Source organism: Halorhabdus sp. CUG00001 (assembly GCF_009797925.1).
GTDB lineage: Archaea > Halobacteriota > Halobacteria > Halobacteriales > Haloarculaceae > Halorhabdus.
In genome coordinates, this window is sequence record NZ_VOLB01000001.1 from 1,908,495 (window position 1) to 1,922,590 (window position 14,096).

General features: G+C 63.4%; 13 protein-coding genes. 5 read left to right on the plus strand and 8 right to left on the minus strand.

What is annotated here, in order from left to right; genetic code table 11:
• The first annotated feature begins 152 nt into the window (after positions 1-152).
• Positions 153-2,288: a histidine--tRNA ligase gene (hisS, locus tag FR699_RS13335; RefSeq protein WP_229770485.1), complete on the plus strand. Its 2,136-nt coding sequence runs from the start codon at positions 153-155 to the stop codon at positions 2,286-2,288.
• 50 nt (positions 2,289-2,338) lie between these two features.
• Here hisS and FR699_RS09540 read toward each other — a convergent pair whose 3' ends face one another.
• On the minus strand, positions 2,339-2,749 hold the full coding sequence (locus FR699_RS09540) for a zinc ribbon domain-containing protein (protein ID WP_370515569.1): 411 nt from the start codon (positions 2,747-2,749) through the stop codon (positions 2,339-2,341).
• Positions 2,750-3,487: 738 nt separating this feature from the next.
• On the minus strand, positions 3,488-4,528 hold the full coding sequence (locus FR699_RS09545) for a zinc-dependent alcohol dehydrogenase family protein (RefSeq protein ID WP_158855732.1): 1,041 nt from the start codon (positions 4,526-4,528) through the stop codon (positions 3,488-3,490).
• A gap of 420 nt (positions 4,529-4,948) precedes the next feature.
• Between FR699_RS09545 and FR699_RS09550 the strand changes: the two genes are divergently transcribed.
• A complete protein-coding gene (locus tag FR699_RS09550) occupies positions 4,949-5,158 on the plus strand; it encodes a hypothetical protein (RefSeq protein ID WP_154553004.1) in 210 nt (69 codons plus the stop codon).
• 14 nt (positions 5,159-5,172) lie between these two features.
• Here the strand turns inward: FR699_RS09550 and FR699_RS09555 are convergent, their stop codons facing one another.
• The 4 genes from FR699_RS09555 to FR699_RS13210 form a co-directional block, all read right to left on the minus strand.
• On the minus strand, positions 5,173-6,240 hold the full coding sequence (locus FR699_RS09555) for a hypothetical protein (RefSeq protein WP_158855273.1): 1,068 nt from the start codon (positions 6,238-6,240) through the stop codon (positions 5,173-5,175).
• 83 nt (positions 6,241-6,323) lie between these two features.
• Entirely contained in the window at positions 6,324-7,607 is a 1,284-nt protein-coding gene (locus tag FR699_RS09560) for a Tat pathway signal protein (RefSeq protein ID WP_154553002.1), read from the minus strand.
• 89 nt (positions 7,608-7,696) lie between these two features.
• On the minus strand, positions 7,697-8,737 hold the full coding sequence (locus tag FR699_RS09565; protein ID WP_158855274.1) for a hypothetical protein: 1,041 nt from the start codon (positions 8,735-8,737) through the stop codon (positions 7,697-7,699).
• Between the two features lie 70 nt (positions 8,738-8,807).
• Entirely contained in the window at positions 8,808-8,957 is a 150-nt protein-coding gene (locus tag FR699_RS13210) for a hypothetical protein (RefSeq protein WP_195837593.1), read from the minus strand.
• A 179-nt stretch (positions 8,958-9,136) separates the two neighbouring features.
• On the opposite strand from FR699_RS13210, the gene FR699_RS09570 reads away from it, so the two are divergent.
• Positions 9,137-9,748, plus strand: coding sequence for a YigZ family protein (locus FR699_RS09570; RefSeq protein ID WP_158855275.1), 612 nt, complete (start codon positions 9,137-9,139; stop codon positions 9,746-9,748).
• 98 nt (positions 9,749-9,846) lie between these two features.
• Here the strand turns inward: FR699_RS09570 and upp are convergent, their stop codons facing one another.
• Positions 9,847-10,521, minus strand: a complete 675-nt coding sequence (upp, locus tag FR699_RS09575) for a uracil phosphoribosyltransferase (RefSeq protein ID WP_154552999.1) — start codon at positions 10,519-10,521, stop codon at positions 9,847-9,849.
• Positions 10,522-10,676: 155 nt separating this feature from the next.
• Between upp and FR699_RS09580 the strand changes: the two genes are divergently transcribed.
• Positions 10,677-11,366: a DUF5828 family protein gene (locus FR699_RS09580; RefSeq protein WP_158855276.1), complete on the plus strand. Its 690-nt coding sequence runs from the start codon at positions 10,677-10,679 to the stop codon at positions 11,364-11,366.
• A gap of 82 nt (positions 11,367-11,448) precedes the next feature.
• Complete coding sequence (locus FR699_RS09585; protein ID WP_158855277.1) at positions 11,449-12,633, plus strand: inorganic phosphate transporter; 1,185 nt, start codon at positions 11,449-11,451, stop codon at positions 12,631-12,633.
• Positions 12,634-12,653: 20 nt separating this feature from the next.
• On the opposite strand, the gene FR699_RS09590 is transcribed toward FR699_RS09585, so the two are convergent.
• Entirely contained in the window at positions 12,654-14,060 is a 1,407-nt protein-coding gene (locus FR699_RS09590) for a hemolysin family protein (RefSeq protein WP_154552996.1), read from the minus strand.
• Positions 14,061-14,096 lie beyond the last annotated feature (36 nt).

Genomic DNA, 14,096 nt, shown 5'->3' on the forward strand with positions numbered 1-14,096 from the left:
GCGCCGACCGGCACCGGTCGGCAAACCGATATATATTTCGGGAGCGAGCGATCACGAACAGTCGTGATGACGTCTATCGCCGGTGAGTGTGTTCATCTCCGCTAAGTTCTCCGGAGTCGCTCGGTCAGTCCTCGACTTCGAGGTGAGTCACGATGGCTGGTGAGCGAGTGCTGGTTCCCGAGAAGGGGCGCAACGCCGGGGCCGCCCTGGCGATCGAACTCGACGGCGAGGGCTACGACCTTGAGTGGATACGCTCGCTGATCAACGGGAAAGGCAAACGCGCCGCCAAGACGGGCGAGGGATTCGAGGCGTTACAGGCCCAGATCGACCGGTTGAATGCGATCAACGACACCGGCGATCCGGAGACCGGATACACCGACCAGCTGGGAACCTTCCGGATCGGGTTCAAACACTTCGGGCGACTCAATCCCCGCCCAGTGCTCGAAAAGATCGAATTCACCGACCGCCGGATCGAGGGCTACGAATCGCCCCGCGACGCCTGGGAACAGGGCGCAAGTCGCTTCTATGCGGGGTACGACGCGATCCTCGAAGAACTCCTCGGGTACGAAGAACTCGACGTCAGCGAGGGCTTCGAGACGGCCGTCGAAAACGCGCTGGGCGAGCGCGGCTATCGGCAGACTGGCGCGACCGGCAGCGACGTGACCTGGGCAGCGATGTCGGGCGACGAGGCCATCCCCGAGGTGCCCGAGGCTGTGCTGGTCCCAGAATCGTTCCGGCGGCTCGGAGCCGCACTGGCCCGCGTCGTCTGGGGCGAGCAACCGCCCCTGTACACGTACGACGAGTACGCACACAAGCGCGACATCGACTTTGCCGACGAGGAGCAGGTCCTGGCAGACGCCCCGCCCGGCGTTGCGGGCATCTACATGTTCGTCACCGGCGGGACCGCCAGGGAGTTCGGTCTCGCAATCGAACCGATTGAGGGCGCAGAGAGTCGTCTCGGTATCTTCGAAACGGAAACACAGCAAACCATGGTCGAAACAACGAGTCTGAAAGGTATGTACGATCGCCTGCCCGGGGAGTTCTCTTCGTGGCGGGCGCTGATCGACGTCGTCGAACAGACAGCCCAGGAGTTCGGGTTCAGAGAGATCGATACACCCGCCATCGAACGGACGGAACTGTACCGGATCAAATCCGGCGAGGAACTGCTCGAACAGACCTACAGCTTCGAGGATCGGGGCGGCCGTGACGTGACACTGACCCCCGAGCAAACCCCGACGCGGGCGCGGATCGTCCAGCAGCGCAAGGACCTCACCACGCCGATCAAGTGGTTCGACACCTCAAAGCGCTGGCGCTACGAAAACGTCCAGAAGGGGCGAGACCGCGAGTTCTTCCAGACCGACATCGACATCTTCGGGATCGAGTCGGTCGCCGCCGACGCCGAGCTGATCGCCTGCGGTGCCCGCATCTACCAGAAACTCGACGTCGAAGACAGCGTTGAGTTTCTGATCAACGACCGCAACCTCTTGGAGTCGATTCTCGAAGCCGAGGGTGTCGAGAACACCCAGGCGACGATGGAAGTCATCGACGACAAGGAGAAACTGGAACGCGAGGAGTTCCGCACGGCGCTGACCGAGAGTGGCTTGACTGGAGCACAGGCCGAACTGGTCGACGAGCTGACTGACATCAGCGGGCCGATCACCGAAGCGATCGACGAACTCGAAGCGATCGCCCCAGACGAGGCGGCCGCCCAGGCCGCCGTTGGCCGCATGGCCGAGCTGGCCGAGCACCTCGAAGCCTACGACGTCGCCCCGATGTGCAAACTCGACCTCTCGATCGTGCGCGGACTCGCCTACTACACCGGGCTGGTCTTCGAGGCCTTCGACACCCAGGGCGAGTTGCGGGCGCTCTTTGGCGGTGGCCGCTACGACGAGCTGGTCGGCCTGTTTGGCGACCAGGAGGTCCCCGCCGTCGGGTTCGCCTTTGGATACTCGACGACCCGGGAACTCCTCGAGCGGGAGGGTGTCTGGCCCGAAGAGACTGTCTCGACCGATGTCTACATCGCGACCGTCTCGGCGAGCGTCGCAGACGTCGGCGTGGAACTCGCGACCGACCTGCGAACCGAGGGGCTAACCGTCGAGACGGACCTGGCCGATCGAAACCTCGGCAGCCAGTTCGGCTACGCCGACGGAATCAACGCCACCTACGCCGTGGTCGTCGGTGAGCGCGACCTCGAAGACGACGAAGTGACCCTGCGAGATATGGAAAGCGGCGACGAGGAGAACGTCCCAGTCGACGATCTCGTCGATATCGTCGACGACCGGCTTTGACATCCTCCCACGGCTGAAGCCGTGGGATTCCCACGTTGGGATATTAGGGTCTACGGTGCTACCTGTTCTTGTGGGGCGACTCGCCCCGTGGATTTGTCGAACAGGCGTACCGATGGCTGTGCCAAGCAGCCGTTACTCCTATCCTGTGACGGATTCGGAGTTACCGTCGCTCGCATATTCTCTGCCGCGTTCAAATCACTATTAGCGACGAACTCGCAGTTTTCACAGACGTACAGGCCACGCTCAACACGGTTTGAATCGGCTTTCGTACCACACTTACAGCACGTTATCGACGTAGCCAACTCGTACTCATCAACCCACTCAATCTCGATGCCACGCTCTTCAGCCTTGTACTCGATATGACTCAGCAAAATTTCAAACGCCCAGTCGTGCAGGCGTTTGTTGCCGTGTCTACCCCAGTCTTCACCAGCACGAATGTTCTTCGGATGGCCGACTGCAATTGTCCCAACGCTTCATCCCACCCGTGAACGGGTGGGCTTTCGCCTCGCTACCGCTGTAATTCCTGCTTGTCCGTGCTGTAGCCGCGTCCGGTCCCCGGACGCTCGCGTTTTGATTGTGAGAGTTGGCAGTCAACCAGTGCAAACGGGACTGAGAGGCTGCGATCGGGAGATTGGATATACCGAAATAAGATTTACAGGCGTTGCACAGCAGCCCCCAGCACCATCGGAACGAAAGGGACTCCCCCGCACCGACCAGTGCGATCCGGGCAGAAGGGGCGATCAGTGCACCGAGCCCACTCTGGAAGCCCCCACCCGATAGTCACACCCAATCGAACAGATCATCGAAGCGGCCCAAACTATCGTACCGACTCCGCCTGTGGGCAGCCCGTAGCGAAGGGGGAGTCGCAATAAACCAAATTCAGCTATATTGAACGAGAGGAGTGGCTTCACCCTCACTGCCTCGCTGGCCGAAGATGACGATAGCGACACACCGAGAGAGACAGGAGCAAGCCGATCTGCCAACGGTTCGACGGTCTCGTCTTGCTTGCCTCGCCACTGCCACGAGGACGAAGAGTCTTCACAGAGGCGCCACGGACGGGCGCGGCCACTACCGGAGCCAACGAGCACAGGTATTTGCAACGTCGAAGGTCGCTCGTCGGGGCTAGTTGGTCTCGCTGTCAAAGTGGTGGGTCACTTCGTAGGAGGTGTGTCTGAGTCCCAGCCGGCCAACGCGTCGGGCTATGTGTTGACTGTCACCAGGACCTTGATGGCCTCGCGCTCGTCCATCGCCGCATAGCCCTCCGGGATACCGTCGAGATCGACAGTCTTCGTGAAGATTGGCGATGGGTCGAGTGTGCCTTGTAACACGTCAGCCATGAGCTCCTCGGCGTAGGCCCGGACGGGGGCAGGGCCACCAGTGAACGAGGCGTTCTTTGCGAACAACTGACTGACGAATTCGGAACTCTCGATGTGAGGAACACCGACGTAGCCGATATTACCGCCGGGCCGAACGATTTGGGCAGCGGTTTCCAGTGCCGACTCGGCACCGACGCATTCGAGGACGTGATTCGCGCCACCGTGGGTGAGTGTGTTGACTTCCTCGATGGCTTGTTGGCCCCGACTCGAGACGGTCGCTGTCGCGCCGAAGTCACGAGCCATATCGAGGCGGTCGTCGTGGTGGCCCATGGCGATGATGCGTTGGGCGCCGAGGCGACGCGCCGCGAGCACGCCACAGAGGCCAACGGCGCCGTCGCCGACGACGACAACCGTATCGCCGGGACTCACGTCGGCACTGACCGCAGCGTGGTGGCCGGTCCCCATCACGTCCGTCAGTGGAAGGAGCGCTTGGAGGGTGTCCTCGTCGTCGGCATACCGATCGGGAACGCGAACGAGCGTGCCGTCGGCCTGGGGAACACGAATTTGCTCGCCCTGCCCGCCACAGTCCAAATCACCCCAGAAGCGACCGTTTACGCAAGCCGTCTGGAGGCCGTTGCGACAGAACTCACACTCGCCACAGCTGATTGCAAAGGGTGCAAACACGCGGTCGCCGGGCTCGACCGATCGGACGTCCGCACCGACAGCGTCGACGATCCCCATGGGTTCGTGGCCAACGGGGGACCCCGTTTCCCGGTCTTCCTCGCCACGGTAGAACCACAGGTCCGAGCCACAGATCGCGGTGTGGGTAACGCGAACGACCACGTCGGTTGACTCCTCGATATGAGGGTCCGGTCGGTCTTCGATCCGGATATCGCCAGGGCCGCGGTAGATTGCAGCGTTCATGTTGTCCATCGAAAAGCAGGAGGGCCTCACTGATGTATCCGCTGGCGACAGGAGCGGCGGGTACCCGATACTGTCGAGCGATCCCCAGACGCATCGCCGTTGCCGTCCGGGGGCGGACAGCGGGCAAGAGAAGGCCAACATAGACCCGGAACTGTCCCCACGACCGAGTGGGGACGAAACGTCGCCTGGTGGTTGGCACTAAGGGCCGAAGTCCAAATGGCGGTCTGCCCGCCAGCAGTGACAAGGGCTGGGCAATGCCCACCGTTGGCAGGAGGTTTGGTGTCGAGACCTGGCGCGGATTCTCAGAGGAGCCTCGCGACAGCGCTTCGTGCTGGCAGTTGCTCGATCCAGCGGTCGGTACATCGTCGGCGTCGTCACCGAACCGGATGATTTACCACCGGGAGTGTGTACAACTCGGGTATGAACAGCGTTACGGATCGCTTTGCGGATCGGCTAGAACCGATCGGGATCGTGACAGGGGCGTTTCTCGTCGTCGTCGGGCTCGGCACGATGGCCGGCCAACCGTGGAGCACCAACGGCAGCGCACTCGTCTCGGCGGTACAGCTCCTGGGTGTCGCGGGGATGGTCGCCATCGGCGTCGGGTTGGCCTGGCTCGCCCGGAGCGAGTAACGAAAAGCGTCTACTCAGCCTTTGACTGGCAGGTATCCCATCGCGAGCAGGACGATCGCAGCGAGGAAGCTGAGAATACTCACACCCCAGAGTCCGTTCATCCGTTCGTGGTAGTAGTCGATATCGGCTTGTTGTTGCTGGTAGGACTGGGCGGCGTCCTCGCTGGGGAGGATTTTGACGGACGACACCTCTGGAAAGTACACGAAGTACTGTTGGTCGTTGAGCGTGACGGTGCTCGCACCCGCAAGCCGGACCGTGTTCGGCCGTTCGGCCGACCAGACCAGGGGCACGCCAGCACTGGTCACGTTGCCGATCGTCGCGTCGTTACCCTGGTACCACACCTGCTCGCCCTCCTCGAAGGTAGCGGTGTCGGGTTCGGGCAGATACGCCGACAGGGCGACGGTTGCGTTGTCTTCCCGGGAGACGACTGACTGAACGCCATCGACCGAGACCGTCTCGTTGTAGACGGCAGGATCGCGTTCGAGCCGGCTCGAAACGTCGAACACTTGGCGGAAGGTTGCCGAGTCAGGCGCGGTACCGTTCTGGACAGTCACGCGGTAGGGCTCGGCCCAGACCAGGGTCACGCCGTCGTCGTCGATCGCCGTGACGGTCGTTTCGTTGTCGCGGTAGGTGAGGGTGTCTTCGACAGCGATGGTCGTGTTCTGTGAGGCGTTGTCGGTGTTCGAGAGCATCGCCATCGGCGAGTCCGCCGAGGTGTTGACCGTCACGCGATAGGTGCCGTTCTCGTAGGGGATCGTCGAACCGGCTTCGAGCGTCCGCGACCAGCGCGCGTCTTGGCCGTCCCACCGGACGTCGAGTGGTGAGACCGTCGAGTCGTTGGCGAGGGTCTCGGTGTACCGGGCTGACTCGTTGGTCCAGGCGAGTTCACCGGAGCCATCGCCCGAGCCATCGACACTCTCGACGGTATAGGTGCGGTCCTGGACGCTGAACGTGTCGCCAACAGTGTGTGCCTCGCCCGGCAGCGAGATCGACGGGGCCTCAGAGATGCCGATGAAGGCGTAGGCCCCGGCGCCGACGACGAGGAAGAGCACGACAGAGATCGCGACAGCGCGTCGTTGCATATCACGTCGATCCGGCGGGCCACCCGGTAAACGTTACGGCACCGGGGAAATCGGTCGAGACTGGCCGCGCCGAGACGGAAGAATCACGCCGGGTGTGGGTCCGGGAGCGCCCGATGGCGGCGCGGCGGGATCAAAAAGTTCCCCCGGTGGGTGGTGAAAATATATTCCAGAATGCCGTTGTTGACCCGCTGGCGAATCGCCGGTTCGTCAGTCAGGTCGGTCCCGTTCATCGCCCGCCGGACGTCCTCGAAGGCAGAAATCCCCTGCTGCAGCGACGGGAAGTGCAAAGCGGCAACGTCGCCGTCGGTCGATTCACAGTGCCGCCGGAGGAGGCGGACGTTGCCCTCGCTGTCGCGGTTGGCCCGGGCGGCCTTCTGTGCGTGGCCGACGCGGCCGAACTCGCGGGCGTGCTCGCGAACGTGTTCGATCATCTCGGGAGTGAGTCCGCTGTCGCTACCGAGATTGTCCCCGACGCCCTCGACGAGTTCGTCCGCCGCGTGGACGGGGCTGAACAGTTCCGCGACGCGTTGGGTGAAGTCCTGTTCGCCATACCAGTCATCGAGGCGCTGGCGGAGCCGCGAGACGTGTTTGGTCGTCCCGCCGGCAAAGGGCCCATCGTCGATCGTCACGTAGTCCTCGGTCGCCTGATTGCCCGTGAACCCAGCCTCAAAGCCCATAAACAGCGGCGAAGCCTCGGGGACGGGCTCGGAGTCGGGAATGCCAGCCACGTCCTGCTTCTCGGCTGGGAGCCCCGCACCGACGAAGCCCGTCCGGCGGTCGGCAACCGAGAAGACGTCGGTGAGTGGCGTCTGGACGGTGACGCCGTTGGCCCGATCACGCTCGCCCCGCAGGGCGCGGTCGGCTTCCAGGACGACATCGGCACGGTCGCTGGCGAGGTGGACGAGTGCGTCCTGGGTGTCGAAGGCTGGATCCTCGAACGGCGAGAGGCGGCGCGGGGACGGCAAGTCGATGGTGTCGGGCACCGATGCGTCGAACCGGTCGAAGTAGGCCGGCGAGTACCCGATCGAAGATAGCAGGCCGTCGTTCGAGCGCTCGTAGGCTCGATCGATCGTCGAGAGCGCCGATTCGACGGCCGCCCGGTCGGCGTCGGTCGGTGGGCCGTCCCGCTCCAGTGTCAGATACAGGAAGACCTGGTGGCGCGGGAGTTTCACGTTGCCGTGCTCGTCAGTCCGGACGCGGTCGTTCCAGGCGTGCTGGCGTTCGGGCAGGGTCGTAGGGTCGTCGACCCCTGTCGGTACTGGATCGTCTGACTGTTCGAGACACGCACTCAGCGCCGCCGCGCCGCCAGCCGCCACCGCGGCCTTGCAGAACTGGCGTCGGTCGAGTCCGGATCGCTCCGCTGGCATTGGCTACTGTTGGGCGTCGACTCCGAAAACCACACCGCCTCCGGCGACTGGAACATGGTTCGCCAGCGCCGGCGACCCAGGGCGACCCGCTACAGTTGCACCGACGCCGTCGGCAGGTCGAAGAAGGCCGTCTCGTAGCCCTCGTGGCGGGCGACCTGCGGCGGTGTCTCGGCGAGCAACGAGATGGATTCGCCAGCTGGATCCGCCGACAGGGCCGTCCCGTAGTGATAGCCCAGTTCGGGATCGAACGTGCGGGTTAGTTGGGTTTCGATCGGACCACCGCCGGTGGTGAAACGGGCCGACAGCCCCATCCGAGAGAGGCGAATCCGGTTGTACCGGGTGTGGGGAATGACCGCGAGGTACGGGCCGGAGTCGATGCCAGGGGGCGACTCGTCGCGGAGGGCAACGAGATAGCGCGCGTCGCCGGCCCGGGTCGTCGCTGTCCGACCGGAAACTGTCGCTTGTTCTGGAGCTCGTGCGCCAGCGACTGCCCCGCCCATCGGTTCGAGTGCGCCGCGCTCGCCAGCCCGGTCGAGTCGGTCGAGTCGCAACTCGGCCATCGCGCGTTCGTCGAACGAATACGAGAGTGTCTCGGTGACTGGATCGGTGAATCGGTCGCGAAAGGCCCCCGTCAACCGGACCGTCGGCGTGCCGACAGTGACCGCAAGGTCGTACTCGCGACCGTCTTCGAGTCCGCTGAAATTAGCACCGTGGTGGAGGCCCATCGTCTGGGAGAGCATGGCGTAGATCGTCTCCTGAGAGGCCAGAGACCCTTCGCGCGTGATCGCCATCGAGAGGCCGACTTCGGGGACGACGAGGCCAGTCTCACGATCGCGAACAGTCGCCATCAGGTGAGTCGAGTCCGCCTCTTCCAGCGGGACGCGCTCGGTGTCGGTGCCAGTCACCATCCAAAAGCGGTGGGGATAGCTGTAGGTCACGACGAGTTCGTACGGGCCGGCCGTGACCGAGCCAACGCGCGCCATCCCCTCGATGTGGCCGGGAACGTAGCTGCCGGCCGGCCGCTCGGAGACGACAGTCGGGACGTCGATCGACCGGGATTCGATCGAGCCACACCCGGCCAATGCTGTCGCTCCCAGCGCACTCGTCGCGAGGAACGTCCGTCGGTACACATCGGCTGTACGGGCGGCACATCAAAACGAGTTGTGGTGTCGGTCGCCCCTACCGGGACCAACGGGCCGATCACTCCGGGCGGACGACCGCCGAGCACCCGGGACACGTCGCATACATGGCCTCGCCGCCGGCCCGTTCGTAGGTGATCAATACGCGTCGCTGTTCGATTGTGGCCCCACAGTGCGGGCAACGGCCGACGGCGTGGCTGTGTTGTTGCATTGGAAAGGGGAACAGTGTGGAACGTGTGACGGCGTGTCGTCAACGACGCTCCAATTCAGTCTGGGTCGGGAGATGGTAAATAAGCCAGCCCACCGGAGTGAAAGTGAAACTGTGGGATAGCGACCGCACGGACCGACAACGCGAAACTGGTTTCTCTCCGGGCACCGAATTCCCTGACAGTGAGCAGCAAGGTCTATCAGACGATCGCCGAACCCGGGCGAGCGGAGTTCGTGATCTCGGGCTCTGAGTTCATCGGTCACGCCCGGCCCGTCGAGACAGTCCAGGACGCCGAGTCGTTTATCGAGGAGGTCCGGGACGAGTACGACGATGCGACGCACAACGTCCCGGCCTATCGGGTCCGTGCCGACCCGCTCAGGGAGTACGAAAGCGACGACGGCGAGCCCTCGGGATCGGCCGGCAAGCCCGCGCTGAACGTCCTTCAGGGCCAGGAACTGGAGAACATTGCCATCGTCGTGACGCGGTATTTCGGCGGGACGGAACTGGGCGTCGGGGGACTCGTCAGCGCGTACTCACGGGCGGTCAAAGAAGCGATCGAGCAGACGGAAGTCATCGAGGAGCGGCCCCACGAACAGCTGGCGATCACCGTCGAGTACGACGACTCGGGGACCGTCAGAGGGATTCTGGAGAGCGAGGGCGTCGAGTTCGAGGCCGAGTACGGCGAGGACGTCCAGTTTTCGGTGCGGGTGCCGACCGAAGAGAGCGACGATCTGTGCGATCGGATTGCGAGTGCGACCAGCGGACGAGCGGACGTCAGCGGGCCGACAGAGTAGCCTCGCGAGATCGGGGTGTCGATCGCGAGGCAGTCGATACGTGTCTTCGGACAACACGGACCGAAGAACAAAGAACAGAGGGAGTCTGGAGATATTCGTTACGTCGTCCGGAACGCCCGATCGCCGGCATCGCCCAGTCCGGGAACGATGTAGCCATCGTCGTCGAGGCGATCGTCGATGGCGACGGTCAGGAGTTCGATGTCGGGGAATTCCGAACGGAGTCGATCGAGTCCCTCGGGGGCGCTGACGGCCGAAAGGACGATCACACGCTCGGGGTCGGCACCGTTCAGCACCTCGTCGATGACGGCACACATCGTCGAGCCCGTCGCCAACATTGGGTCGGCGATGATGAGCGTGTCTTCGTCGTGGATGTCGGGCATCTTGTTGTACTCGATGGAGATGTCGAACTGGCCCTCACTATCCATGCCACCTTCCTCGTCGCGGCCGGCGGAGATGACACCCTGCTTGGCTCGCGGGAATGCCTTGAGCAATCCTTCGACGAACGGGGTCGCCGCGCGGAGGACGTTGACGATCACCACGTCGTCCATGTCGCCGACGCGCTCGCCTTCGGTCGTCATCAGGGGCGTCTCGACGGTGACTGTTTCACGCTGCATGAGGCCGTCGATGATCTCGTAGCCACAGATGCGGCCGAGTTTGACCAGTCCTTTCCGGAAGGCGACCTGTTCGGTATCGACATCTCGCAGTCGTGTTAACGTGTCCTGGGCAAGCGCGTGGGAGACGACCTTGGCTCGGTCGTAATCTTCGATAGTCATCGTCGGAACTGAGACGGTGACACCTCAAAGGCGTTGATATTTGGGGCCGACAATCCGCGGGAGAGATCCGCACACGGCGATAAGCCTTATGCGGAGCGAATTCTAACCGGGGCCAAGACGGGAGACGACCACCGTCACACCTCCCGTGATCGTCTATGGAAGAGAGTGTCTCCGGCTTCAAGGTTCGCGGCGAATGGATCACCGTGGTCGAACACGGCGAGCGAATTGTGCGGGCGCTCCAGGAACTCGCCGACGAGTACGACGTCGACGAAACAGTCCTCGGGGAGTTCGACGAGTGGCGGCCCAAGAGTCACGAGCGACTCGACGAGGACGTCAACGAGAAAACGGCCCAACAGGCCCGCGTCAACGAGGGTGAAGGCGAAAAGCGGGGCAAAGACCCCGACGACGACCTCCGATCGGCCGGTGAGAAGCTCGCAGACTCCTACGAGAACCTCAACGACCCCGACGAGGCCGTCGACGCCTGGAGTGATTCGATCGACTACGTGGCCCGGGCGGCCGATTCGGCCGGCCGGAAGGCGGTTCGAGCAGTCGAAGACCGTGTTTACCGAAACGTCATGACGCAGGTCGCACCCTACTACTTCGATAATGACCTGATCAGCGCGAACATCCGCCGTGTCGACGACACGAACCCCGAGTACGTCTTCGAGGTCAACGTCAACGACGACGACCTGAAAATCCGGGTCTCGAACAAACTCGCCGACTTCGACCAGGAGGTCGATCGTTGGCACGTCGACACCGAAAAGGAGATCGAGACGCCCGAAGCCGCCGAAGGTGTCGAAGTGCCACAGACGAACCACGACGACGTCGACTCCAGAACGAACTGACGTCTATCCGGACAGTCCCCGTTGTCGAGCCGTTCTCGCCGAGACCGTAGCGTATTAGCGGACACAGGACAACCCCGAGACCATGGGACTGGTCGTAACTGTCGGAACCGTGCTCGTCGCCGCACTGGCCAGTCTGTTCATGGCGTGGGCCATCGGTGCCGGGTCCTCGGGCTCGACGCCGTTCGCGCCCGCAGTTGGGGCCAATGCCATCTCGGTGATGCGGGCTGCCTTCGTCGTCGGGATTCTCGGACTCGCCGGGGCTGTCCTACAGGGGGCCGCAGTCACGGAGACCGTCGGACGCGGACTCGTTCTCTTTCCCGACGGCAGCGGCCTGACCTCGACGGCCTCGATCTTGTTGCTCACGATCGCCGGCGGCCTGGTCGCCGTCGGTGTCTTCGCCGGGTACCCGATCGCGACGGCTTTTACCGTGACTGGCGCAGTCGTCGGCGTCGGGCTGGCACTCGGGGGCGAACCCGCATGGGGAACCTACCAGGGGATCGTGGCACTGTGGGTCGCCACACCCTTTGTCGGGGGCGGGGCAGCCTACGGCACCGCTCGCTGGCTCCGAAGCGGGGTGGGCGGGGAAGCCCGCATCGTCGCCGCCCTGGCCGGGTTCGTCGGTGCGATTCTGGCGAATATCCGCTTTGCCATATTGGGGCCAGCCGACCAACAGGCGTCGGTTGCGGCGGCGATCGCGACGAGGCTGGACGCCGGCATCGCCGTACAGGTGGCCGTCACATTGGCGTTTGCGAGCCTCGCCGCCGGGCTCCTGTATCGGGGAACGCGGGCGAATCGTGCCCAGAGCCAGCGACGATTCCTCCTCGTGCTCGGTGGCCTCGTCGCGTTCTCGGCGGGTGGCAGCCAGGTCGGGCTCGCGATCGGACCGGTCCTCCCGGTCCTGGAGCCGTACGACCTCCCGCTGGTCGTCGCCTTGCTCGCCGGTGGAGTCGGCCTGCTGGTCGGCTCCTGGACCGGTGCGCCACGCATGATCAAGGCACTCAGCCAGGACTACTCTTCGCTGTCCCCGCGGCGGTCGATCGCGGCACTGATCCCCGCGTTCGTCATCGCCCAGATCGCCGTCTTCTTCGGCATTCCCGTCTCGTTCAACGAGATTACGGTGAGTGCGATCGTCGGCAGCGGCTACGCTGCCGGGGGCAGCGGAATCAGCCGGGCGAAGATGGGCTACACCGTACTCGCCTGGATCGGCTCGCTCGTGATCGCGCTTGTTGCGGGGTATGGTGGGTATCGGCTCCTCACACTGCTGTGAGCCACAGCGACGTGGGACTCTCAGGACTCGTCGGTCGCGTCAGCCTCGTCGGATTCATCGGAGGGGTTGCCATCCCTCGGCTGAGATTTGTCCTCGGGCAAGGAGATTCTCGCTTTCATGATACGGGTGTTCTCGACCTGCTGGACGCGGATCTCGACGCCGTCGTACTCGATAGATTCGCCTTCTTCGACCAGCCGGCCGGCGCGATTGAAGACGAACCCCGCGATGGTCTCGAACTCCTCGCCTTCTGGCAGATCCAGACTCAGCGCCTCGTTGACTTCCTCGATGTTGACCTCTCCTTTGACCAGGGCAGTATCGTCGTCGATGAACTCGATCGGGTGTTCTTCTTCGCCTTCTAGAATCTCGCCGACGATTTCCTCGGTGAGATCCTCCATCGTGACCAGCCCTTCGGTCGTCCCGAATTCGTCGATGACGATCACCAGATGAAGGCGTTCGGCCCGCATCTCGGCGAGGAGATCGTCGACGTTTTTCGATTCGGGGACGTGTAGCGTCGGTTCGATGAGGTCCTCGAGTTCCACGTCGTCTCTGCCACCATACTGGGCATCACGGACGAGATCGCGAATATTGACGACCCCGATGACGTTGTCGAGACTCCCCTCGTAGACGGGCAGGCGGGCGTGGCCACCGTGGATACACTGCTCGATGGCTTCGTCGACCGAGGCATCGACTGAGATGGCATCCATGTCGAGCCGGGGTGTCATGACTTCCTTGGCGATCGTCCGGTTGAACCGGAGGGTACGCTGGAGCATCTGGCGTTCCTCCTCGTCGAGGACGCCTTCACGCTCGCCAGTCTGGATCATGTCTCGGATCTCCTCGCGGGTCAGATAAGACGTCTCGATGGCCGAGCGACCGCCGGTAACCCTATTGACCAGCCCAGTCAGGAAGTCGAACAGGGTAATGAGCGGCCACAGGACCTTCTCGACGAGCTGCAAGACGGGGGCGACCCGACGTGCGTGTAACTCGGTGTTGTCGACGGCGTATGACTTTGGCGCGCTCTCGCCAAACAGGAGGACGAGCGAGGTGATCCCGAGCGAGGAGACGATCACGGCCGCGCCGGCGTCGAAGTAGAAGCCGACGATCGTCGTCGAGATCGAGGACATGGTGATGTTGACCATGTTGTTGCCGACGAGGATCGTCACGAGCAACCGATGGGGATCTTCCTTGAGTGCCTTCACGGCGGCGGCACCGCGCTTGCCCTCCTCGAACATCGCGTCCAGCCGGTGGGCTGGCAGGGAGAACATCGCGATCTCCGAAGAGGAGAAAAATCCCGACCCGACGAGAAGGGCCAGGATCATGAGGGCACCGACCAACGTGACCGCCATCTGTGACAGTTCGATGCCAACGACCGGCACGGTGTAGAGGTGGATGCCAACCTCTGCCGCTGCTGAAAGTCCAGATATACCCATCAACACCCTGTGTTGCCATGCCGGGAAATTAACTCT

Bases quoted from the DNA above. Each gene is read 5' to 3' on its own strand.
- hisS (WP_229770485.1), top strand. From the start codon at position 153: ATGGCTGGTGAGCGAGTGCTGGTTCCCGAGAAGGGGCGCAACGCCGGG.
- FR699_RS09545 (WP_158855732.1), bottom strand. From the start codon at position 4,528: ATGAACGCTGCAATCTACCGCGGCCCTGGCGATATCCGGATCGAAGAC.
- FR699_RS09550 (WP_154553004.1), top strand. From the start codon at position 4,949: ATGAACAGCGTTACGGATCGCTTTGCGGATCGGCTAGAACCGATCGGG.
- FR699_RS09555 (WP_158855273.1), bottom strand. From the start codon at position 6,240: ATGCAACGACGCGCTGTCGCGATCTCTGTCGTGCTCTTCCTCGTCGTC.
- FR699_RS09560 (WP_154553002.1), bottom strand. From the start codon at position 7,607: ATGCCAGCGGAGCGATCCGGACTCGACCGACGCCAGTTCTGCAAGGCC.
- FR699_RS13210 (WP_195837593.1), bottom strand. From the start codon at position 8,957: ATGCAACAACACAGCCACGCCGTCGGCCGTTGCCCGCACTGTGGGGCC.
- upp (WP_154552999.1), bottom strand. From the start codon at position 10,521: ATGACTATCGAAGATTACGACCGAGCCAAGGTCGTCTCCCACGCGCTT.
- FR699_RS09580 (WP_158855276.1), top strand. From the start codon at position 10,677: ATGGAAGAGAGTGTCTCCGGCTTCAAGGTTCGCGGCGAATGGATCACC.
- FR699_RS09585 (WP_158855277.1), top strand. From the start codon at position 11,449: ATGGGACTGGTCGTAACTGTCGGAACCGTGCTCGTCGCCGCACTGGCC.
- FR699_RS09590 (WP_154552996.1), bottom strand. From the start codon at position 14,060: ATGGGTATATCTGGACTTTCAGCAGCGGCAGAGGTTGGCATCCACCTC.